A 20,280-nucleotide genomic window follows, 5' to 3' on the forward strand; every position below is an offset into this window, starting at 1 on the left:
TCGCCGGGGTCGTGCGCGCATTCGCGTGAAGCCGGACCTGCATCACCCAGCCCTCCGTCTCAACGCAACATAGGCTAGCCCAGCAACGATCGCTGGGGAATCAAAACAATCGTCCGAAACGAAACACTTTCGCCGGGGTGACGGTTCGGTGTGTTGGTCAATGATCGCCCCCTCGTGCTTCGAGGCCGCCTGCGGCGGCAACCTCAGCATGAGGGGTAAACTCGCCTCCCTCATCCTGAGGAGCGATCCCGGACTGTGTCCGGGAGAGCCTCGAAGGGCGAGGGAGCGTTGCCCGATATTTCATCCAACGACGCTCCCCGGTTTCGGGGTCCCCGCCTTCGCGGGGAAACCGAAGACCGGGGTCCATTTAGCCTTACTACATCTGGATCCCGGGCTCGCCCTGACGGGCGTCCGGGAAACGTCGGATTGAAAAGAATACCACCCCACCCTGACCCTCCCCTGGAAGGGGAGGGAATAGGCACGGCGTCTGTCTCCCTCCCCCATGGGGGAGGGTTGGGGTGGGGGTATCAAGCGAGCCGTCACCCCACCCCGCTCTCGTCTTGCTCTCGTAAGCCGCTCGCGTCCCTCCCCTTCAAGGAGAGGGCAAACCCCTACCTTATCCGCACCTGGCCCATGCGAAACTCGAACAGGACGACGCAATTGGTCAGCGCCGTGCCCTCGGGCAGGTTCTGGAAGCGCCAGTTCTCCACCGCCTCGACCGCGACGCCGTCGAACCGGCCCGACGGGACGGCCCGCGCCACCCGCACCCGGTGCGTATTGCCGGTGTCGTAGACGTGGAAGCGCACCACGACCCAGCCCTGCAGGCCGCGGGCATAGGCCCCGACCGGATAGTCCGGCAGTTCGAATTGCTGCGCGGCGAGCTGCGAGCCCTGGCAGTCCTCCGGCCCGATCAGCGAGTCCACATTCGGCGGGATCGGATAGTCCGAGCGCGGCCGGAAGGGCCGCTCGCGCGGATCGATCCGGTCCGGCGTCACCGCATCGGGCAGGACCGCCGCCGCCGTCGAGCAGCCGGCCAGAAACAAGGCATACAGAAAAAGGGCGGGCAGAAGTGAAATCAGTCGCATGGGCGCGCACGCTAGCGCCTTTGCCGCGCGCCGCAAACGCCGGGATGCCGCCCTGAACCGCTCACACCTTCGCGTCTGACACGAAACCCCTGCCACAGGACTGAACAAACTGTTACCGTTCCGGCCTAACATGGCCCCAAACTTGTAGGGTGATGGAGTGGAGTTCGCCGCGCATGCGCCAGAGCGGCACGGTTCTGGCGTTTTCGCGGCGCAGGGGGAGTAAGCTTATGCCAGTTCTGCCGACGGCCCATGCCAGCCAGTCCTATGGGCGCCGCCAGCTCGAATTCTTCGCAACGACCGGCCATATCGCCAGTCCCGAACGCAAGCAGCGCGCCTCCGAGCGCCGCTTCCAGGACATGGATGGCGGCATGCACACCGTGCGGCTCGTCAATGGCGACGCGCCGATGGAGACCGGTGACAGCATCGCTGTCCTGCGCGCGCAGTCGGGTCCCGACCGCCAGTCGCGCCCGGTCTCGGTGATCAACTACCGCACCAACAGCTGGGAACCGGCCGCCCCCGACGCGACCCGCGCCCTGTCCCGCGCCGGGATCACGCGCGGCGCGAACTGGTGGCTGTCCATGATCGCCATGGCGCTGTTCGCCATCGTGCTGGTCTGGCCGGCCCTGCGCGCCGCCTTCATCGAGATCAACCCCTCCCTGTTCGGCGGCCTGCCGGACTTCAACCTCGTCGGCCTTGCCGCGGCGCAGGCCGGCTTCCTGATCGGCGCCGACCCGGCCGCCAGCATTGGCGGGCTCGACCGCGTTGTCGCTTCGACCGGTCTTGCCGGACCGGAGGCGGCGAACGCCGTCCTGCTCGGCCTCGGCCTCGCGGTTCTCGGCCTCATCGCCTATGTCGGCCGCACCTGGCGCGTCGTCTGGGTGCCGCTCTTCCTCGCGGCCTCGCTGGCCACGGGCCTCGTGCTCGCCGGAACCGAAGGCGCGGTCGCGATCGCCCTGATGGCGGTCGGCGGCCTGGTTCTCTTCTTCGCCCTTGCCGGCTTCATCAACCGCGTGCGCGATGCCTCCCGCTTCCGCGGCCGGGTGGCGCGCCTGTCCGAACACATGCTGCGCAACCCGCCGCAAGAAAGCGTTGTCAGCCCGCCGCCGGCCCGCAATCCCGAGCCCGCCATGGCCGCCGCGGCCCTGTCCGCCGGAGCCGTCGCCGCCGCAAATGACGAAGCAGACCGCACGCACGCCGATCCGGCCGAGGATGCCGCCGAAGGCCTGACCATGGACGCGGCCGCGACGGAGACAGACGCCGCTGAACCGGAAGGTGAGCCGGAAGCCGCGGGCGCGGTGACGCTCGACGATACCGAAGACGCGCCGCGCACGCTGAGCGCCGGTGCGGCTGCCGAAGACGCCACGCTGACCCGCGACGCGCGGACCAGTGCGGCCTTCGGTGCCCTTGCCGCGGCGATGGAAGACGACACCGCTCAGGCCATGGAAGCCGACGACGACCTGCCGTCCGATGCCGACCTGGCCCGGGCCCGCGGTGAAGGCGCGCCGGACGAGGCAGTCGTCAGCCTGCGCGCGCCGGAAGCCGAAACGCCGGACCATTCCGACCGCGACATGACCATGCCGGAACCCCCGCCCCTCGCCGCCCAGCCGGGCGCGATGGCGTCAGCCCCGCAGGCGGGCGAAGACGAGACGGGTGAGGCGGAGATGCCCGACGTGTCCGATCCCGAACCCACCGCGGCCGCCGTCGTGACGGCTCCGGTCGCCGTCGAGGATCTGCCGGACGAGACGGACACGCCCGATCCCGCCTCGGATGACGACAACGATCCGATGATGTCGCGCGACGACGCCCCTGAAGGCGAGGGCGAACGCCGCAGCTAGGCCGGTTTCCGCCTAGTCGGTCTCGTGAAAGCCGGCGGCGACGAGCGCTTCGAGCGCATCGGCCGCCGCTTCCGCGTCCGGGCCGCGCGTTTCCAGCGTCAGCTCGGTGCCCGGTCCGGCGGCGAGCATCAGCAATTCCATGATGGAATCCGCATCGACCGCCTCGGCATGGGTGGCCACGCGTGCCTCCGCGTCGAAGCCGCGCAGCGTCTCGACGAATTTGGCCGCGGCGCGCGCGTGCAGCCCGCGCGCATTGCGCACCATCACCTTGCGGATAACGGAACTCACTTCGCCGTGCCGTCCAGCACGCGGGAGGCGACTGCGATATAGCGCTGTCCGGCGGCGGCCCCGGTATCGGCGAGAGTGGCCACGTCCTGATCCTCGCGCGCTTCGGCCAGCTTGATCATCATCGGAAGATTGACCCCGGCGACGACCTCGATCCGGCCCTTCTCCAGGAGGGAAATGGCCAGATTGGACGGCGTGCCGCCGAACATGTCGGTCAGGATCAGGACGCCGTCGCCGCGATCGGCGGCTTCGACCGCGTCGCGGATGTCGTCCCGGCGCTGTTCCATGTCGTCATCGGGTCCGATGCACACGGCGCCGCAGGCCGGCAATTCGCCGACAACGTGTTCGGCGGCGGCGACAAGCTCCTCCGCCAGACGTCCATGCGTGACAACAACGAGACCGATCATTTGTCCTCCCGGGAACACGCATCTAATCGCGCCTGTGCGCCGGGGAAAAGACCTTTATGCGCTGACAGCCTGTCGCAGGGATCAGCCGCGCTCGGCCGGGAGCAGGACGACGAAGCGCGCGCCGCGGACCTGACCGTCCGGCCCGGTACGGTTTTCCGCGAGGATCGAACCGCCATGCGCCTTGACGATCTGCCGCGCGATGGCGAGGCCGAGACCGGAATGCGTGCCAAAGGCCGCGCCCTTCGGACGGTCGGTATAGAAGCGCTTGAAGACGGTTTCGAGATTGTCGGGCGGAATCCCCGGACCATCATCCTCGACCGTCACCGTCCAGGCCGCGAAGCCATTGTAATGCCCGCGATAGAGGGCGACGCGGACTTTCGACACACGGTCCTCCGGCGAGAAGGTGATCGCATTGTCGATAAGATTGCGGACCACCTGACCGATCGGTCCGGCGCGTCCCTTGATCGGCGCGGCCTCGACCGCCGGGTCGAACACGATGTCCGGCCCTTCGGTGCGCGAGTCGCGATAGGAGTCGACGATGTCGCGCAAGAGGGCGGTCAGATCGACGGGCGCGGTATCTTCCCGAGCCAGTTCCGCGTCGAGGCGCGAGGCGCGCGAAATGTCGGTGATCAGCCGGTCGAGCCGTTTGACGTCGGACTGGATCACGGCGAGCAGCCGGTCGCGGCGTTCGGCATCCTTGGCCTTCGGCAGCACTTCGACCGCGGAGCGGATCGAAGTCAGCGGGTTTTTCAGCTCGTGCGCGACATCGGCGGCGAATTGCTCGATCGCGTCCATCCGGTCGTAGAGCGCCTCGGTCATGGCGTGGAGGGCAAGACCCAGTTCACCGATCTCGTCCTTGCGGCCCTCCAGATGGGGCATCTTCACCCGCCGTCCGCCGGCCAGGCGCGCCTCGTGCGCGGCCAGCGCTAGTCGCCGGATCGGCCGGGCGATGAAGACGGTGAGCATCAGCGACGAGAGGATGGTCACCACCGCGGCGATCACGATGAAGGGGGCCAGCGCTCGGCGTTCCGAGGCGATCAGCTCGTCGAGATCGAAGCTTTCCAGCGTCACGACGCCGACCACGGCCTGGACCGGCTGGATCGGGATAGAGACCGAGACGACCCGCGTGCCGTCTTCCTGCCGGCGTACGCCGGACACGGTCTCTCCGAGAATGGCGAGATCAACCTCGTTACGCAGCGACCGGCGCAGCGCCTCGCGCTCCTCCCGCGTGCGCAGCATGGCGCCGAGCCCTTCCAGCATGCGGGTGAAGATGGGGCGCTGGTCGCTGCCCGCGCCATCGCCTTCGCCGATATCGGGCAGGCGTTCGACATCGAAGCGGCTGGCCAGAAGATGGCTGTCGGCGACCGTGCGCACGCCCTTGTCGAAAATCCGCACCCGCACGTCTTCGGGGACGTAGAGTTGGCGCAATATCGCCCGCGCCTCGGCGTCGAGCAGGACGGGGGCCGGATCGCTTTCCGACGCGCCCTCGGCCAGGATGTTGGCGATCAGCTCGCCTTCGGCGCGCAGCGCGTCGATCTTGGCTTCAACGAGGCCGCGCCGCGTCTCCGACACGGCGAGCATGCCGATGATCAGGATGAGGAGCGCGAACCCGTTCGCGGCCAGGATGATCTGGGCGAGACGCGGCGCGGACCAGCGCGGCCAGGCCCAACGCCGCCCGACAGCGCGCGGCCAGCGGAAACCGGCGTCATCGCCCTTGGACCGCTCAGGATTCCTTATAGCGATACCCCACGCCGTAGAGCGTCTCGATCGCGTCGAATTCCCGGTCGGTCTCGCGGAATTTCTTGCGGATCCGCTTGATATGGCTGTCGATCGTGCGGTCATCGACATAGACCTGATCGTCATAGGCCGCGTCCATCAGCGCATCCCGGCTCTTCACATAGCCGGGGCGCGTGGCCAGCGCCTGCAGGATCAGGAATTCCGTCACGGTCAGCCGCACCGGCTCACCATCCCAGGAACAGGCATGGCGGTTCGGGTCGAGCAGCAGGCGGCCGCGCATGATCGGCTTGCGGTCGCCCGGTTCCGGCTCGCCCGGCGTGGCCGGCTCGGGGCGGGCGCGGCGCAGCACCGCCTTCACCCGCTCGCCCAGAAGCCGCTGGGAGAAGGGCTTGGTGATGTAGTCGTCCGCCCCGAGATTGAGGCCGAGCGCCTCGTCGAACTCGTCATCCTTCGAGGTCAGGAAGATCACCGGCATGTTCGAGGTCTGCCGCAGGCGGCGGAGCAGCTCCATCCCGTCCATGCGCGGCATCTTCACGTCGAAAATCCCCAGATCGGCCGGGCTTTCAGACAGGGCCGCCAGCGCTGAAGCGCCGTCATTGTAGACCCGCACATTGTAGCCCTCGCCTTCAAGGAAGATCGAAACCGAGGTGATGATATTCTCGTCGTCGTCGACAAGCGCGATCGTAGCCAAGTGTCTGCCCTTCCTCGCCCGAGGCGATTCCCCGAAATTGTGGCAACTCTAACGAAGCCGGGGCGCGCCACAAAGCCCCGATGGTTCACCCGGTCTTAAACCTGTCTGTGGCATTCTCGTGACCGGCCTGGGACGGCTGCGGGACATGGAACGCGACTGGGGACGGGAATGGCGGCGGACGGCATTCACTACGAGATTTTCGTCAAGCGGCACCGCAAGGCGGGCTGGTCGCTGGCCGAGGCGCGCGAGGACCGCGAAGACGCGATCGCGCTGGCCGAGAAGCTTCTGACGACCCTGCCCACCGGTTCCGTACGCGTATCGAAGGAGCGCTATGACGACGCCTCGCGCACCTTCAAGTCTTCGACCGTGTTCGAGAAGGGCGCGGAAAAGTTCGAGCAGGAAAAGGACAAGGATGGCGACGCTTCCCTGCCCTGTCTGACGCCGGACGACTTGTCCAACCCGGCCGCCCGCGACACGATCCACCGCACCCTGTCGCAATGGCTCGAACGCCAGCAGGCCAGCCCGATGGAACTTCTGCACCGCCCGGACCTGGTGGAGATGCTGGAAACCGGCGGCACCGAGCTTCAGCACGCCATCCAGAAAGTCGCCGTGGCCAGCGCGCGCGAGGGCGACGCGAATGTCCATGCCTATACCCGCCAGTTGCAGGATCTGATCGGCCGGGCCCTGACCCGGATCTATCAGGACGGCCGCAACAAGAAACTGCCAAATTTCCCGGCCGGACGATCCTTTGCCAGGACCGTTGAAGAAATCTGCGCCAAGCCGAATGTTTACCGGCTGCGGGCCGCGATCGCCGACCGGCTGAGCGAGGAACGCTCCTACCGCGACAAGCTGAAATGCCTGATCGGCTTCACGGACGATCTGCCGTCCGATCCCGAATTGCGGGACATCGCGCTGACCGAGACCGATACCTTCCTGTCCGAAATCCTCGGCTTCGACAGTGGAATTTCCGGCCTGGTCGGCGAAGTTGCCGATCTCGGCGACGAGGTTCAGCGTCTGGCCGACATCTATTGCGGCAAGCCCGATTCCGAGGCTCTCGCCGACGCCCCTCCGGCCTCCCGGCAACTGGCCGGCATGATCAAATCCCTGTCCGCGACCCGGACGGCGGTGGCGCAGCGCCTGTTGGCTCAGCTCAGAAAGCCGCGCCGGATGAAGCCCGATTGTGTCGCCTCCGAGGTGAAGCTCGCCCGTGCCCTCGCCCAGCAACTGGTTCTGGCACAGGGACCGGAACTGCCGGTGGATTCGCTGCAGGACGCCTTTTCGCAGCGGTCCGCGCGCCTGCTGACGCCGGAAACCATCGCCGACTATCTGGAAGACGCCGAGGACGCCAATGAGGACATCACCCGGCTTCTGGCGCTCGAGGAAAACATCGTCGGTGAACAGAACAAGAAGAAGCTGGCCGGCTATGTCCGCGCGGCGCTGGGCGCGCACAAGACCGAGAGCTGGTACACCCGCGGCCCGGGCAATGCGCTCGACCGGCTGGCCCGTCTTGCCCGCCATCAGGCCCGGGCGAACAAAGGTCACTACCCGGAGGAAGACCTGAACGATCTGTCCCGCGCCTTCGACAAGCTGGGCAAGAAGGTGCTCGAAACCACCGGTCTCATCGACCAGGTCGCAAACAGCGACCGTCCGGCCCTCGACCGGGTGACATCGTTGCTGAAGCTGGCAACGACCGGCGTGTTGCCGGCCGGCGAATGCGTCGCGGCTGCGCAAGTGAAGGCGATGAAACTGCTGCGGTCGGAAGCAGGCCTTGAAGAGGCGCGCGCCGATGGCGAACGTGTGAAGCTGGCCGAGATCGAAACCCTGATGAAGTTGCTGGCGGCCTAGTCTCGGCGGCCTGATCCCGGCTGCACCTGTCCTGAGGAGCGGCCGACAGGCCGCGTCTCGCCTGCCCTCGCCAAAGCGGGGGAAGGCGCGGGGATGACGACCTGGCTAAGTTCTGGATCCCGATGGATATCGGGATGACCGGGGCTCCGTCCCAGAACTGGATCCCCGCCGGTGCGGGGATGACGACCCGACGGTCGTCACTTCTTCTTTTTCTTCTTCTCTTTCTTCTTGGCCTTCTTGGCGGCCTTTTTCGCCGCCTTCTTGACCGCTTCCTTTTCCTTCAGCGCCTCGGCCTTCAGCTTGGCCTCGGCCTCCTCGATTGACATCGAGATCCGGCGCAGGGTTTCGAGGAAGCTGGAGCGCTTGTTCTTCGGCAGCGATTCCATGATCGACTCGTCCGCCGCCTTCGCGCTGGCGAGCGCGGTGTCGTAGACGGTGCGGCCTTCATCGGTCAGGTGGATCGCATTGGCGCGGGCATCACCCGGCACGCGTTCCCGGCGCAGGAGCTTTCGCGTGACCATGCGTGAGACGAGTTCGGCGAGCGTCGAACGGTCGATGCCGGTGGCGCGGACCAGATCGGTCTGGGTCAGTCCTTCCTGCCCCGCCGTGGCTGCGAGGACCGCAAACTGGCGCTGGGTCAGCTTCATGTCGTCCGGCATCGCCTTGGCGAAATGCTCGGCCGCGAATTGCTGCGCGCGATGCAGGAGATGGCCGGGCGAGGCCGCGAGATCGAATTCCGGTGTCTTGCCCATGGGATCGCCTCCGCTGGCTGTCCTGTGAAGACAGTCTAGACGAGGCGCATCTCAATTCAATGACAACCCTCCGGGGACGGAGGAAACGGCCGATTATTCGGTTTTCGGGGATTCTTCCGTCTTCTGATGCTTCATCACGATCGGCAGGTTGAGCATCGCGAAACCGACGCTGAGCCCCATGACGACGAGCTTGAAATTCACCCAGAAGCCTTCGGTCACCGAGAAATCGGAAAACCAGCGCGCGCTCTCTGCAACATCGCCATCCGAAATATGCCGCCAGAGCAGCTCGTTGAGGAAGGCGAGGAACTGGAAGAACAGCGCCCACCGTACCGCCAGGATCGTCCAGGCCCGGTCCGGCAGATCGAAAATCTCCTGGAAGAAGAATTTCCAGATATTCACGCCGAAGGCGAAGCCCGCGAGGATCAGATAGGACAGGAAGAGATTCACGATCGTCGGCTTGGCATAGATGAAGACCGGATCGTTCAGGGCAATCCCCAGCCCCCCCATAATGGTCACGATCACCGCCGAGGCGAGCAGCATGGGCGGCCAGCGCTTGTGCGCCATCCGCGCGTAGGCCAGCGCGGCGAGCATCGCCACGATGAAGACCCCCGTCGCCCAGAAGATGGCATCGTCGCCGACCACGCGCTTGCCGCCGAAATAGGTCAGGATGAAGAGAGCCACCGGCCCGACATCGGTGAGCAGGCGTGCGCCCTGTCCGGCGGCCTGCTTGGTTGTCTCGCTCATGTCCTGTCTCCGAATCCGGTTTTACCCAACTTGCAACAATACGAGCCCGGCGGCCAAAAGGATTGCAAGCACGGTGCGCTTGAGGCCGAACGGTTCCTTCAGCACGAGCGCGGCGAGGATCGCTCCGAACACGACCGACGTTTCCCGCATCGCGGTCATCGGCGCGACATCGGCAAGCGAGAAGGCGTAGAGCGCGAGACCATAGCTGGCCGCGCCGAACAGCGCCGCGACCCCGGCCATCCGCAACTCGCCCTTCGCGATCCCGGCCCAGCGCCGTCCGCGGCGGATCAGCGAGGCGATCGTGACCGGGATGGAGGAGATGACGAAAAACCAGGCGACATAGACGAGCGGGGAATGCGCTGCCCGCACGCCCGATGCATCGTTTACGGAATAAAGCGCGGTCATGCTCGCCGCGCACAGCGCGAAGGCGATGGCCGCGGCCTTCGGGGCCTGACCCTTCTCCGGCCAGGCAAAGCCGATAATCATCGCCGTCGCCAGCGACAGGCCGGCGATCTGGACGGGGCTCAGCGTCTCGCCGAGAAAGAAGAAGGCGGCGATCCCGGCGAGCGCCGGCGCGCCGCCGCGCATCACCGGATAGACCAGATTCATGTCGCCGCGTTCGAAGGCGGAAATCATCGCCATCTGGAAGGCGAAATGCAGGCCCGCCCCGATCAGCAGGAAGCGCCACGCCTCCCAGGGCGGCGGCGGAAACAGGATCAGGACAGGCGAGTAAAGCAGCGCCCCGGCCATCATCATCAGGGCGCGGAAGACCAGCCGGTCCTGCGACTGCTTCGTCAGCAGGCCCATGCCGGCGTGCAGCATGGCCGATCCCAGCATGGCGAGCGCGCCGAGCGCCGCCCCGCTCAGGCGGTGCGGCCCGCAAGCGCCCGGGCAAAGGCCCGCGCATCGAAGGGTTGAAGGTCGTCCACCCCTTCGCCGATGCCGATCGCGTAGACCGGCAGCTTGAATCTGTCGGCGACCTGGACCAGCGCGCCGCCTTTGGCCGTGCCGTCGAGCTTGGTCATGACGAGGCCGGTGACGTTGCTGGCTTCGAGGAAGGCCTCGGCCTGCGACACGGCATTGGCGCCGACCGTGCCATCAAGCACCAGGATAACCCGGTGCGGCGCCGTCTCGTCGAGCTTGCGGATCACGCGGACGATCTTGCGAAGCTCGTCCATCAGCGCGGTCTTCGTCTGCAGCCGGCCCGCGGTGTCGATCAGCACGACGTCGAAGCCTTCGCGCTGCGCCCGGGCCACAGCGTCATAGGCGAGACCCGCCGCATCCGCGCCGATTTCGCGCTTCTCCACCGGCGCACCGGCCCGCTCACCCCAGACCGAGACCTGTTCGACGGCGGCCGCGCGGAAGGTGTCGCCCGCGACCAGCAGCGTCTTCCGGCCTTCGCGGGTCAGCTTCGCGGCGATCTTGCCGAGCGTCGTCGTCTTGCCCGACCCGTTCACCCCGACAAAGAGGACGATTTCCGGCTTCGGACCTGACGCGAAGTCGAGCGGGGCTTCGAGCGGTTTCAGCGTCTCCTCGATCGTTGCGGAAAGCGCGTCCTTCACTTCCTCGTCGGTGACGTCCTTGTCGAACCGGTCCTTGGCCAGCCGGTCGGTCACGCGCATCGCGGCGGCGGGACCGAGATCGGCGGCGATCAGCAGCTCTTCCAGTTCCTCGATTGCCGCGGCGTCGAGCTTGCGCTTGGTGAAGACCGCGCTGACGCTCTCGGTCAGCTTCTCCGATGAGCGCCGCAGGCCCGACGTCAGGCGGGAGAAGAAGCCGGGTTTTTTCTCGCCGTCGCTCACGCACTCACCTCTGCGATCAGTTCCTGACCGTCATGGCCCGTAATGGCGAGATCGACAATCGCTCCGGCGCGGGCGGGGGAGGTCTCGTCAAAGCGGATCGCCGCGAAATTCGGCGCGCGGGCAAAGCCGGGGCGCTCGACCAGCGCGGCCTGCGTCGAGCCGACCATAGAGGCGAGATGCCGGGCCAGCGCCTCGTCCCCCTTGGCACGCAGTCTTGCGGCCCGCTCCTTGGCGATGGCGCGACCCGACCAGGGCATGCGCGCCGCCGGCGTGCCGGGGCGCGGGCTGAACGGAAAGACGTGCAGATAGGCGAGATCGCAGTCGTCGACGAGCTTCAGCGAGTTCTCGAACATGTCCTCCGTCTCGGTTGGGAAGCCGGCGATCAGGTCCGCGCCGAAGGCGATCTCCGGCCGCGCGGCCTTCAGCGACCGGCACAGCTGGATCGCGTCGCCGCGTAGATGCCGGCGCTTCATCCGCTTCAATATCATGTCGTCGCCGGCCTGCAGCGAGAGATGCAGGTGCGGCGCGATGCGGTCATCCCCCGTCACCGCCTCGAACAGGTCCGGATCGATCTCGATCGCGTCGATCGAGGACAGCCTGAGGCGCGGCAGGTCCGGCACGTCGCGCAGGATCGCCTTTACGAGACGGCCGAGCTTCGGTTCGCCGTCGAGGTCCGCGCCCCAGCTCGTCAGATCGACGCCGGTCAGCACCACCTCCTGGTGTCCGGTATCCACCAGGCGGCGGATCTGGTCGGTGATCTCCGTGTCCGGGACGGAGCGCGAATTTCCGCGGCCATAGGGAATGATGCAGAAGGTGCAGCGATGGTCGCACCCGGTCTGCACCTGGACATAGGCCCGGGTCCGCCCGTCCAGCCCGTCGACCAGGTGACCGGCCGTCTCGCGCACGCTCATGATGTCGTTCACGAGGGTGCGCGCCGCATCGCCGCGCGCGACCGTTTCCCACGTCTCGGCCTTCATCTTTTCCATATTGCCGACGACGCGCGTCACTTCCGGCATTGCCGCGAAGCGTTCCGGCTCGATCTGCGCGGCGCAGCCGGTGACGATGATCGGCGTCTCGGGATGGTCCCGGCGGGCGCGGCGGATCGACTGGCGCGCCTGGCGCACCGCCTCGTTCGTCACCGCGCAGGTATTGATGATGATCGCGTCATCGAGCCCCGCCGCCCTGGCGTGATCACGCATGATCTCGCTCTCCCAGGCATTGAGCCGGCAGCCGAAGGTCCGGATATCCGGACCGGCCGTCGCGTCCGGCGTGGCGGACGGGGCCTTGTTCTCGATCAGCGTGGGCATGAAGCCGGACTAAGTGGGCGAGCGGGGGTGAGAGGTCAAGCCGTGTGGAAGCGCGGCACGAAGAGGACGAGGACGGTGAAGATCTCCAGCCGCCCCAGCACCATGATCCCGCCAAGCACCAGCTTGGTCGAATCCGGCAGGCCGGAGAAATTCCCCGCCGGGCCGATGATCGCGCCGAGCCCCGGGCCCACATTCGCCAGCGCCGTCGCCGATCCCGAGAGCGAGGTCATCAGGTCGAGGCCCGTGGCCGCCAGCACCAGCGCGCCGACCGCGAAGGTCGCGACATAGACCGCCGAGAACAGAGCCACCGAAGCCACATCGCTTGCGCTCAGCGCCTGCCCGCTGATGCGGGCTGGTGACAGGGAATGCGGCTGCGCGGTGCGATTGAGATTCTGCCACAGCGCCTTCGCGAGGACTTCGAAGCGGAAGATCTTGAACCCGCCCGACGTCGAACCGGCACAGCCGCCGACAAAGGTGAGGAAGAAGAAGACCGCCATCGCGAACGGCCCCCACAGCTGATAATCCGCCGTGGCATAGCCCGTCGTCGTGATCACCGAGATCACGTTGAACAACGCCTCCCTGAGGGCGGTCCAGAAACCCTGGTCCTCGATCAGCCGCAGCGCCGTCATCATCACGGCGGCCAGCCCCACGATGATGAAAAACAGGCTGATCTGACCAAAGCCGCCCGATCCCTGCGCCTTCATGTTGTTCCGGGTCAGCCGGACATAGGCGAGGAAGGGCAGGGCTCCCGTCACCATGAAGAAAATGCTGACCCATTGGCTGCCGATGGAGAAGTGGCCCATCGAGGAATCCGAGGTCGAATACCCGCCGGTCGAGACCGTGGTCAGCGCGTGGTTGATCGCCTCGAAACCGGTCATGCCGGTCAGCCGGTAACCGGCGAAACAGGCGAGCGTCAGCCCGAGATAGAGCGAGCCGATTGTGATGGCGAGCCGGTTGGGGCGGGCAATGATCTTTTCCTCGGACCGGTCCGAGGACTCCATCTTGAAGAGCTGCATGCCCCCCACCTTGAGGAAGGGCAGCAGGGCGATCGACAGGCCGATGATTCCGACCCCGCCGATCCATTGCAGCACCGAGCGCCACAGCAGGAGAGAGGGCGGGCTGTCGTCGAGTCCGCTCACCACGGTCGATCCCGTCGTGGTCAGTCCGGATACGGATTCGAATACCGCATCGACGAAGGAGAGCTGCCAGGTCCCGAGCATGAAGGGCAGGGCGCAGAAGACCGGCAGGCCGAACCAGGCGAGCACGGTGATCACCACGGCCTGGCGAAAGCGCAACTCCGCCTTTGCGCCCCAGCCCGCGGCCAGCGCCACCGCGGCCGGAACGAAGCCGACGATCGCCGTCGCGTAGAAGGCCCCGGCCTCGCTGTCGCGCACCAGGCTTGACCCGATGCCGTGCAGGAGGGCGAGCAGGGACATGCCGGCAAGCAGGAAGCCGGACGTCAGGAAGATGACACGGAAATCGCGCAAGACGCCTCTGAGGGCTTCGCGGCGGACCAGGGCATGTCCGTCAGGGCGGGCGATTTACGCCTGTTGACCGGGAGACGCAAGAAACCGGGCTCAGACCGGGATTGCGATTTCGCCATCGATGGCGACCGGCCCTTCCAGCGTGACATGGTTGTCGGCGCGCCATTCGACCTGCAATTCGCCGCCATCGGCGATGACGGTGACGGCGCGTCCGGTCAGCCCCTTGCGGGCCCCGGCCACGACCGCCGCAGCCGCGCCCGTGCCGCAGGCTTTTGTCAGCCCGGCGCCGCGTTCCCAGACCTTGAGGCGGATCCGGTCCGGCGCGATCACCTGTGCGAAGCCGATATTGGCCCGCTCCGGGAAGAGCGTGTCGTGTTCGAGAACCGGCCCGATCTCTTCGGCGGGGATCGCTTCGGCGTCGTCGACGAAGAAGACGCAATGGGGATTGCCCATCGACACCGCGCCGGGTCCGGCCAGTGACAGGCCTGGGGCCTCGACCGCCAGCTCCAGCGTGATCGTATCCATTTCGCGCGCCAGCGGGATGTCCTGCCAGCCGGTCCGGGCCGGGCCGAGATCGACCCGCACACGCATCGCGCCAGCCGCTTCGGCGACCAGCGGTCCGCCGAGCGAGCCCATCGTCACGCGGTCAGATCCATCCGCCTGCATCAGATACCAGCCGACGCAGCGCGCCCCGTTTCCGCACGCGCCGACCTCGCCGCCATCGGCGTTCAGGACGCGCATGACGGGGAATTCTGCACTGCCGGCAATCAGCAGGATCTGGTCGAGACGGTGTTCGCGGGCGAGCGCCTGCGTGCGCTCGGGCGTGAAGGCTTCTGCGCCGCCATCGCGTATGTCGGCGAGCAGAAAGGCGTTGCCCGCCCCGTTCATCAGAAGCCCGTTCATGACGCAGCGGTAATCCCGGCGCGGCTTTGCGTCAAACGCCGTTCACGCTATGTCTCTGCGCGACGTTTTATTTGGGGAGTCTGTCATGAGACTGCGTATCGCGATGTCGGTTGCCGCCGCCGCCCTGCTGGCCGCCTGCAACCCGTCCACCGAAACCGCCGACGAGGCCGAAAACACCGAAATGACCGAGGCTGAGACCGGTACGACCGAAACCGAAACCGCCGAACGCGACATCGTCGCCATCGACCCGCAGAACGATCCGCGTGTCTGGCTGGAAGAGGTTGAAGGCGAGCGCGCCCTGGAATGGGCGAGCGGCCAGAACGAGCGCACCTTCGCCCGGCTTCGCGACGACCCGCGCTTCGAGGAATTCTACCAGCAGGCGTTGGAAATCTATCAGAGCGAGGACCGTATTCCCTACGGTTCCTACCGCGACGGCTACATCTACAATTTCTGGCAGGACGCCAACAACACGCACGGCCTGTGGCGCCGCACGACGCTGGAAAGCTACGAGACCGACAGCCCGGAATGGGAGGTCATTCTCGACCTCGACGCCCTGTCCGAGGAAGAGGGCGTCAACTGGGTGTGGCGCGGCGCCGACTGCCTGTCGCCGGACAATGTCCGCTGCATGATCACCCTGTCCGATGGCGGCCGTGACGCTGCCCATCGCCGGGAATTCGACATGGAGACCCGCAGCTTCGTGGAAGACGGCTTCGTCACGCCCGAAGCCAAGGGCGGCGTTGCCTGGGTCGACCGGGACACGCTTCTGGTGATGCTGGCGACCAGCCCGGAAACCTCGACCGAATCCGGCTATCCCTACATCGTGCGCCGCTGGGAACGCGGCACGCCGCTGGAAGACGCCGTCGAAGTGCTGCGCGGCGATACGACCGATGTCGGCGTCTGGGCCTTCCGCAATGAAGGCACGGACGGCGAAGTCCACATGATGGCGTCCGAAGCCAACACCTTCTACGACACCACCTGGTGGGCGCTGCCGGAAGGCCGCGACCCGGTCCAGCTGCCGCTGCCGTCGAAGTCCTCGCTGCAATCGATCTATGACGGCCAGCTCGTCTTCACGATCGAAGAAGAGTGGTCGCCGGAGGGCTCTGACGAGACCTTCCCGCAAGGCGCACTCCTGTCCTTCAACTATCAGGACTGGCTCGACAGCGGCGACATCGCCGTCGAAACCGTCTTCGTCGCGGGCGAGCGGGAATCCATCGGCGGTGTAGGGGCCACGGCCTCGGCCCTGCTGGTGCAGATCGACGCCAATGTCGTGGGCGGCCTCTCGGCCTTCACCCATGGCGGGGATGGCTGGACCCGCGAAGAGATCGACACGCCGGAGAACATGACGCTGGGCCTGACCGGGACCAGCCCGGATCACGACGTCGCCTTCCTCAATGCCGAAGGCTTCCTGACGCCGGATTCGCTCTACCGGGTGAATATCGCCGAACGCACGACCTCGCCTCTGAAGTCGACGCCGCAGCGCTTCGACACCGAGGGCCTCGTCGTCGAACAGCGCGAGGCGCAATCGCCGGACGGTACGATGATCCCCTATTTCGTCGTGCGCCGCGAAGACACGGTGATGGACGGCACGACGCCGACCCTGCTCTACGCCTATGGCGGCTTCCAGGTCTCGATCACGCCGAGCTATTCCGGCGTGCGCGGCCGTCTCTGGCTCGACAATGGCGGCGCCTATGTCGTCGCCAACATCCGCGGTGGCGGCGAGTTCGGCCCGGCCTGGCACCAGGCCGGCCTGACGATGAACCGTCAGCGCATCTATGACGACCTGATCGCCGTGGCCGAGGACATGATCGACACCGGCCTGACCAGCCCGCGCCATCTCGGCGTCTATGGCGGGTCGAATGGCGGCCTGCTGACCGGCGTGATGTACACGCAGCGTCCGGATCTCTGGAATGCGGTCGTTTCCGCCGTGCCGCTGCTCGACATGCTGCGCTTCGACCGGCTTCTGGCCGGGGCCAGCTGGGTCGGGGAATACGGCTCGCCGTCCAACCCGGACGAGGGTGCCTTCCTGCAGTCGATCTCGCCCTATCACAATGTCGATGCGAACGGCGATTATCCGGAGATCTACCTCTTCACCTCCACCGCGGACGACCGGGTCCACCCCGGCCATGCGCGGAAATTCGCCCACCTCCTGTCGGAGACCGGCCACCCCTATCTTTATTACGAGAACATGGAAGGCGGTCACTCGGCGGCGGCGAACCTGCCCGAACTCGCCCGGCGTGACGCCATGCTCTACGTCTTCCTGACGCAGAAGCTGATGGACGAGGACGCGCCGGAAGGCTCGGCGGAGTAATTCCCGCCTCACGGCTGAAACGAAGCGGGCGCCGGAGTCATCCGGCGCCCGTTTTCGATCTGTATCTGCTCGTCGAGGATCGCCGGGCAAGTTTCCCCTCGCCCCCATTTGGGGGAGAGGGGTCAGGGGTGAGGGGGTGAACACCGACTTCTATTTCGGAGCAGAACCCCTCATCCGCCCTTCGGGCACCTTCTCCCCTTCAAAAAGGGGAGAAGGGAAGTGTACGAACGTCGGCTGGCAGGACGATCAACCGCCCTTCAGCAAATCCCGGATCGCTTCGGCGATCATGCGGGCCTCGGCCTCGCGCGCCGAGCCCTTGCGCCAGGCGACCCCGATCTCGCGCCCGATGATCGGCGGATCGAAGGGCGTGACGGTCAGGTCGAGCCCCTCGGTCAGCCCGCCTTCGACCGCGAGGCTGGGCAGGAGCGTCACGCCGAGCCCGGAGCGCACCATCTGCGCCAGCGTGTGGAGGCTCGTCGCGGCGAAATCATTCCGCACCGAGGAATCCGCGCAGACGCTGACGGCGTGATCGCGCAGGCAATGCCCGTCCTCGAGGAGAAGAAGCTTCTCCCCCGCCACGTCCGACAGGGTGACGGTCTTCTGCTGCGCCAGCTTGTGGTCGTGCGGCGCGGCGAAGAAGAACTCGTCGGGGCCTACCGAGACCGTCTCGATCGCGCCGCCCTCGTAAGGCAGAGCGATCAGCGCGGCGTCGAGCCGGCGCTCCTTCAGCGCCTCGTAGAGCCGGCCGGTCAGGTCCTCGCGCAAAAAAAGCTCAAGCTTCGGGAAGCGCTTCCGCAGCGCGGGAACGACTTGCGGCAGCAGAAAGGGCGCGATGGTCGGGATCACGCCGAGCCGGAAGGCGCCGGTCAGCGGCTCGCCCGCCGCGCGGACAGCCTGCACCAGGTCTTCCGCCTCGGTCAGCGCCTTGCGGGCGCGTTCCGCCGCCACTTCGCCGGCCGGCGTCAGCGTTGCGCCGCGCGCCCCGCGCTCGACCAGGATGACACCCAGAATGCCTTCCAGTTCCTTGATCGCGGCCGACAGGGTCGGCTGTGTCACGAAGCTGGCCTCGGCGGCGCGAGAGAAGCTGCCGTGCTCGGCAAGGGCCAGCAGGAAGGACAACTGGCGGAGGGTCGGGAGGGTGGCGCTCATGGCTATCGAATGTAGCTATACCAGAGGAAAAAACAATTCATTGGATAAATGCTGCGAATGCGAACATATCAGGCTCCGACAACGCGGCCGCCGGTGCCTCCCCCCGAAGTCCGGCGCGCCGCGTTTCGCTGCGAAATCAAGAGGAGAAACCCATGCTGGGCGTTGGCGAGAAGCTTCCTGCATTTGAAATCACCGGCGTGAAGCCGAAATTCAACCACCACGAGGAAAACGGCGAGTCGGCGTTCGAGCCGATCACCGAAGCCTCGTTCGAGGGCAAGTGGAAGGTCATCTTCTTCTACCCGAAGGATTTCACCTTCGTCTGCCCGACCGAGATCAAGGCCTTTGCCGACCTCGCGGGCGAATTCGAAGACCGTGACGCCGTCGTGCTCGGCGGTTCGGCCGACAACGAATTCTGCAAGCTGGCCTGGCGCCGCGACCATCCCGATCTCGACCGCCTGCCGATCTGGAACTTCGCCGACACGACCGGTTCGCTGATCGACGCGCTGGGCATCCGTTCCGACGAAGGCGTGCCGCTGCGCGCGACCTTCATCGTCGACCCGGAAGGCACGATCCAGCACGTCTATGTGACGAACCTCAATGTCGGCCGGAATCCGGAAGACACGCTGCGCGTCCTCGATGCGCTGCAGACCGACGAACTGTGCCCGTGCAACCGTCAGGTTGGCGGCGAAACGCTGGCGGCCTAAGCGCCGTCTGACACGATCGCACCGGAGTGGCGCTGGCGGGATCCCCCGTCCTGACTTGCCCTCCAAGCACGCCGGCCCGCTCCGGTGCGACTCTTCTCCCGAATTTCGAAACCCTTCCGTCCGCGCGCCCGCCGCGCGGAGATGATGGAGTGCGCCATGAGCCTTGAAACCCTGAAGGACAGCCTTCCCGACTACGCGAAGGACATGAAGCTGAACCTGTCGAGCCTCGCCCGGGAGACCGTGCTCGACGATCAGAAGAAATGGGGCACCTTCCTCGCGGCCGCCCACGCGGTCGGCGAAGCGGAAACGCTGAAGGCGCTCACCGCCGAGGCCGAGGCGAAGCTCTCGCCCGAGGCCCAGACCGCCGCGAAATCCGCCTCCGCCATCATGGGCATGAACAATGTCTATTACCGCTTCCTGCACCTGGTGAAGTCGGCGGACTACAAGCAATTGCCGGCCAAGTTGCGCATGAATGCGCTCGCCAATCCGGGCGTCGACAAGGCCGATTTCGAGCTGTGGTCGCTTGCCGTCTCCGCCATCAATGGCTGCGGCATGTGCATCAAGAGCCACGAACATGAAGTCCGCAAGCACGGTGTGACCGCAGAACAGGTCCAGGCCGTGGTGCGGATTGCCAGCGTCGTGAACGCCGTCGCGGCCGTGAAACGCGCCGAAGCCGCCTGAAACGCCTGCGGCTGAACGCCGTTTATCACCACAACATCTTGTGTATGGGGCCCTGCGGGGCCCCATTTATTTTGCGGTAACGCTCTGTTTCACCGCGACAAAAATCGTGTGCGACAGAACTTTGACATTTTTGTAAAACGTCCGTATAGTCACTAATTATGAGAATGCTCAACAACGCCCATAACGCAGCCCACCTGCCCAACCGCCACGGTCACGACACCGGGGTGGCGGCGGATTCGCGGCGTTTCTTCTCCTCGAACACGCGTTGGGATGCCGAGCACTATCCGGACTTCAGCTGGACGCGCGTCCTGACCAGCCTGATGGGTGCCGTGGTCCTCGTGATCGCGTCGCTCGTCCTGGGCCGGCTCGAGGCGGTGGGCGGCATTGCCGTTCTTCTCCTCCTCGTCGGCGTGGTCTGGACCGGGCTGGCGCTGCGCGTCCTCGCGATCAAGCTCGCGACCGGCAAGGGCCGCCGCTCTGCCTGACCGGCCTGTCCGTCCCTGACCGGGGCGACTTCCTCCTCTGATTGACGCCTCGCGCACCGTCCTTAGTGTGACGGTG

At 66.3% G+C, this 20,280-nt stretch carries 19 protein-coding genes; 6 read left to right on the top strand and 13 right to left on the bottom strand.

Annotation, left to right across the window (positions count from 1 at the left end; translation table 11 throughout):
- Positions 1 to 611: 611 nt before the first annotated feature.
- Positions 612 to 1,085, bottom strand: coding sequence for a TonB family protein (locus L5876_RS10425; RefSeq protein WP_236956298.1), 474 nt, complete (start codon positions 1,083 to 1,085; stop codon positions 612 to 614).
- A 227-nt stretch (positions 1,086 to 1,312) separates the two neighbouring features.
- Between L5876_RS10425 and L5876_RS10430 the strand changes: the two genes are divergently transcribed.
- Complete coding sequence (locus L5876_RS10430; protein ID WP_236956299.1) at positions 1,313 to 2,920, top strand: hypothetical protein; 1,608 nt, start codon at positions 1,313 to 1,315, stop codon at positions 2,918 to 2,920.
- Positions 2,921 to 2,932: 12 nt separating this feature from the next.
- On the opposite strand, the gene L5876_RS10435 is transcribed toward L5876_RS10430, so the two are convergent.
- The 4 genes from L5876_RS10435 to L5876_RS10450 all read right to left on the bottom strand — a co-directional run bounded on the left by L5876_RS10435 (position 2,933) and on the right by L5876_RS10450 (position 6,040).
- On the bottom strand, positions 2,933 to 3,208 hold the full coding sequence (locus L5876_RS10435; protein WP_039712594.1) for an HPr family phosphocarrier protein: 276 nt from the start codon (positions 3,206 to 3,208) through the stop codon (positions 2,933 to 2,935).
- Positions 3,205 to 3,612, bottom strand: coding sequence for a PTS sugar transporter subunit IIA (locus L5876_RS10440; protein WP_236956300.1), 408 nt, complete (start codon positions 3,610 to 3,612; stop codon positions 3,205 to 3,207). The genes L5876_RS10435 and L5876_RS10440 overlap by 4 nt, the downstream gene beginning before the upstream one ends.
- 81 nt (positions 3,613 to 3,693) lie before the next feature.
- Positions 3,694 to 5,355 (bottom strand): stimulus-sensing domain-containing protein, encoded by a 1,662-nt coding sequence (locus tag L5876_RS10445; RefSeq protein WP_370469066.1) that lies wholly within the window; start codon positions 5,353 to 5,355, stop codon positions 3,694 to 3,696.
- Positions 5,336 to 6,040, bottom strand: a complete 705-nt coding sequence (locus L5876_RS10450; RefSeq protein WP_039712678.1) for a response regulator transcription factor — start codon at positions 6,038 to 6,040, stop codon at positions 5,336 to 5,338. The genes L5876_RS10445 and L5876_RS10450 overlap by 20 nt, the downstream gene beginning before the upstream one ends.
- 168 nt (positions 6,041 to 6,208) lie before the next feature.
- On the opposite strand from L5876_RS10450, the gene L5876_RS10455 reads away from it, so the two are divergent.
- Positions 6,209 to 7,885 carry a hypothetical protein gene (locus L5876_RS10455; protein WP_236956302.1) on the top strand — a complete coding sequence of 559 codons (1,677 nt, stop codon included), beginning with the start codon at positions 6,209 to 6,211 and terminating at the stop codon, positions 7,883 to 7,885.
- 197 nt (positions 7,886 to 8,082) lie between these two features.
- Here L5876_RS10455 and L5876_RS10460 read toward each other — a convergent pair whose 3' ends face one another.
- The 7 genes from L5876_RS10460 to dapF form a co-directional block, all read right to left on the bottom strand.
- Positions 8,083 to 8,637 carry a MarR family winged helix-turn-helix transcriptional regulator gene (locus tag L5876_RS10460; protein WP_236956303.1) on the bottom strand — a complete coding sequence of 185 codons (555 nt, stop codon included), beginning with the start codon at positions 8,635 to 8,637 and terminating at the stop codon, positions 8,083 to 8,085.
- Positions 8,638 to 8,730: 93 nt separating this feature from the next.
- Complete coding sequence (locus tag L5876_RS10465) at positions 8,731 to 9,381, bottom strand: inner membrane-spanning protein YciB (RefSeq protein WP_236956304.1); 651 nt, start codon at positions 9,379 to 9,381, stop codon at positions 8,731 to 8,733.
- A 21-nt stretch (positions 9,382 to 9,402) separates the two neighbouring features.
- Positions 9,403 to 10,248, bottom strand: coding sequence for a DMT family transporter (locus tag L5876_RS10470; protein WP_272906950.1), 846 nt, complete (start codon positions 10,246 to 10,248; stop codon positions 9,403 to 9,405).
- A complete protein-coding gene (gene ftsY / locus L5876_RS10475; RefSeq protein WP_236956306.1) occupies positions 10,245 to 11,183 on the bottom strand; it encodes a signal recognition particle-docking protein FtsY in 939 nt (312 codons plus the stop codon). The genes L5876_RS10470 and ftsY overlap by 4 nt, the downstream gene beginning before the upstream one ends.
- Positions 11,180 to 12,490, bottom strand: a complete 1,311-nt coding sequence (gene mtaB, locus L5876_RS10480) for a tRNA (N(6)-L-threonylcarbamoyladenosine(37)-C(2))-methylthiotransferase MtaB (RefSeq protein ID WP_236956307.1) — start codon at positions 12,488 to 12,490, stop codon at positions 11,180 to 11,182. The genes ftsY and mtaB overlap by 4 nt, the downstream gene beginning before the upstream one ends.
- Positions 12,491 to 12,525: 35 nt before the next feature.
- A complete protein-coding gene (locus L5876_RS10485; RefSeq protein ID WP_236956308.1) occupies positions 12,526 to 13,977 on the bottom strand; it encodes a TrkH family potassium uptake protein in 1,452 nt (483 codons plus the stop codon).
- A 90-nt stretch (positions 13,978 to 14,067) separates the two neighbouring features.
- A complete protein-coding gene (gene dapF, locus L5876_RS10490; protein WP_236956309.1) occupies positions 14,068 to 14,877 on the bottom strand; it encodes a diaminopimelate epimerase in 810 nt (269 codons plus the stop codon).
- 85 nt (positions 14,878 to 14,962) lie between these two features.
- Here dapF and L5876_RS10495 point away from each other — a divergent pair, with 85 nt between their 5' ends.
- The gene (locus L5876_RS10495) at positions 14,963 to 17,185 is read left to right on the top strand and encodes a prolyl oligopeptidase family protein (protein ID WP_236956310.1); all 2,223 of its coding nucleotides are present in this window, start codon (positions 14,963 to 14,965) and stop codon (positions 17,183 to 17,185) included.
- Positions 17,186 to 17,431: 246 nt separating this feature from the next.
- Here L5876_RS10495 and L5876_RS10500 read toward each other — a convergent pair whose 3' ends face one another.
- Positions 17,432 to 18,334, bottom strand: coding sequence for a hydrogen peroxide-inducible genes activator (locus L5876_RS10500; RefSeq protein ID WP_236956311.1), 903 nt, complete (start codon positions 18,332 to 18,334; stop codon positions 17,432 to 17,434).
- Positions 18,335 to 18,486: 152 nt separating this feature from the next.
- On the opposite strand from L5876_RS10500, the gene L5876_RS10505 reads away from it, so the two are divergent.
- The 3 genes from L5876_RS10505 (at position 18,487) to L5876_RS10515 (ending at position 20,204) form a co-directional block, all read left to right on the top strand.
- Positions 18,487 to 19,038 carry a peroxiredoxin gene (locus tag L5876_RS10505; RefSeq protein WP_236956312.1) on the top strand — a complete coding sequence of 184 codons (552 nt, stop codon included), beginning with the start codon at positions 18,487 to 18,489 and terminating at the stop codon, positions 19,036 to 19,038.
- 156 nt (positions 19,039 to 19,194) lie between these two features.
- On the top strand, positions 19,195 to 19,719 hold the full coding sequence (locus tag L5876_RS10510; protein WP_236956313.1) for a carboxymuconolactone decarboxylase family protein: 525 nt from the start codon (positions 19,195 to 19,197) through the stop codon (positions 19,717 to 19,719).
- Positions 19,720 to 19,883: 164 nt separating this feature from the next.
- Positions 19,884 to 20,204, top strand: a complete 321-nt coding sequence (locus L5876_RS10515) for a hypothetical protein (RefSeq protein WP_236956314.1) — start codon at positions 19,884 to 19,886, stop codon at positions 20,202 to 20,204.
- The last annotated feature ends 76 nt before the right edge of the window (positions 20,205 to 20,280 follow it).

The sequence above is a fragment of the Hyphobacterium sp. SN044 genome (assembly GCF_021864465.1).
Lineage (GTDB): Bacteria > Pseudomonadota > Alphaproteobacteria > Caulobacterales > Maricaulaceae > Hyphobacterium.

What these genes read in the sequence shown, in the direction of transcription:
- L5876_RS10425 (WP_236956298.1), bottom strand. Translation starts at nt 1,085, where the DNA reads ATGCGACTGATTTCACTTCTGCCCGCCCTTTTTCTGTATGCCTTGTTT.
- L5876_RS10430 (WP_236956299.1), top strand. Translation starts at nt 1,313, where the DNA reads ATGCCAGTTCTGCCGACGGCCCATGCCAGCCAGTCCTATGGGCGCCGC.
- L5876_RS10440 (WP_236956300.1), bottom strand. Translation starts at nt 3,612, where the DNA reads ATGATCGGTCTCGTTGTTGTCACGCATGGACGTCTGGCGGAGGAGCTT.
- L5876_RS10455 (WP_236956302.1), top strand. Translation starts at nt 6,209, where the DNA reads ATGGCGGCGGACGGCATTCACTACGAGATTTTCGTCAAGCGGCACCGC.
- L5876_RS10460 (WP_236956303.1), bottom strand. Translation starts at nt 8,637, where the DNA reads ATGGGCAAGACACCGGAATTCGATCTCGCGGCCTCGCCCGGCCATCTC.
- L5876_RS10465 (WP_236956304.1), bottom strand. Translation starts at nt 9,381, where the DNA reads ATGAGCGAGACAACCAAGCAGGCCGCCGGACAGGGCGCACGCCTGCTC.
- mtaB (WP_236956307.1), bottom strand. Translation starts at nt 12,490, where the DNA reads ATGCCCACGCTGATCGAGAACAAGGCCCCGTCCGCCACGCCGGACGCG.
- dapF (WP_236956309.1), bottom strand. Translation starts at nt 14,877, where the DNA reads ATGAACGGGCTTCTGATGAACGGGGCGGGCAACGCCTTTCTGCTCGCC.
- L5876_RS10495 (WP_236956310.1), top strand. Translation starts at nt 14,963, where the DNA reads ATGAGACTGCGTATCGCGATGTCGGTTGCCGCCGCCGCCCTGCTGGCC.
- L5876_RS10500 (WP_236956311.1), bottom strand. Translation starts at nt 18,334, where the DNA reads ATGAGCGCCACCCTCCCGACCCTCCGCCAGTTGTCCTTCCTGCTGGCC.
- L5876_RS10505 (WP_236956312.1), top strand. Translation starts at nt 18,487, where the DNA reads ATGCTGGGCGTTGGCGAGAAGCTTCCTGCATTTGAAATCACCGGCGTG.
- L5876_RS10510 (WP_236956313.1), top strand. Translation starts at nt 19,195, where the DNA reads ATGAGCCTTGAAACCCTGAAGGACAGCCTTCCCGACTACGCGAAGGAC.
- L5876_RS10515 (WP_236956314.1), top strand. Translation starts at nt 19,884, where the DNA reads ATGCTCAACAACGCCCATAACGCAGCCCACCTGCCCAACCGCCACGGT.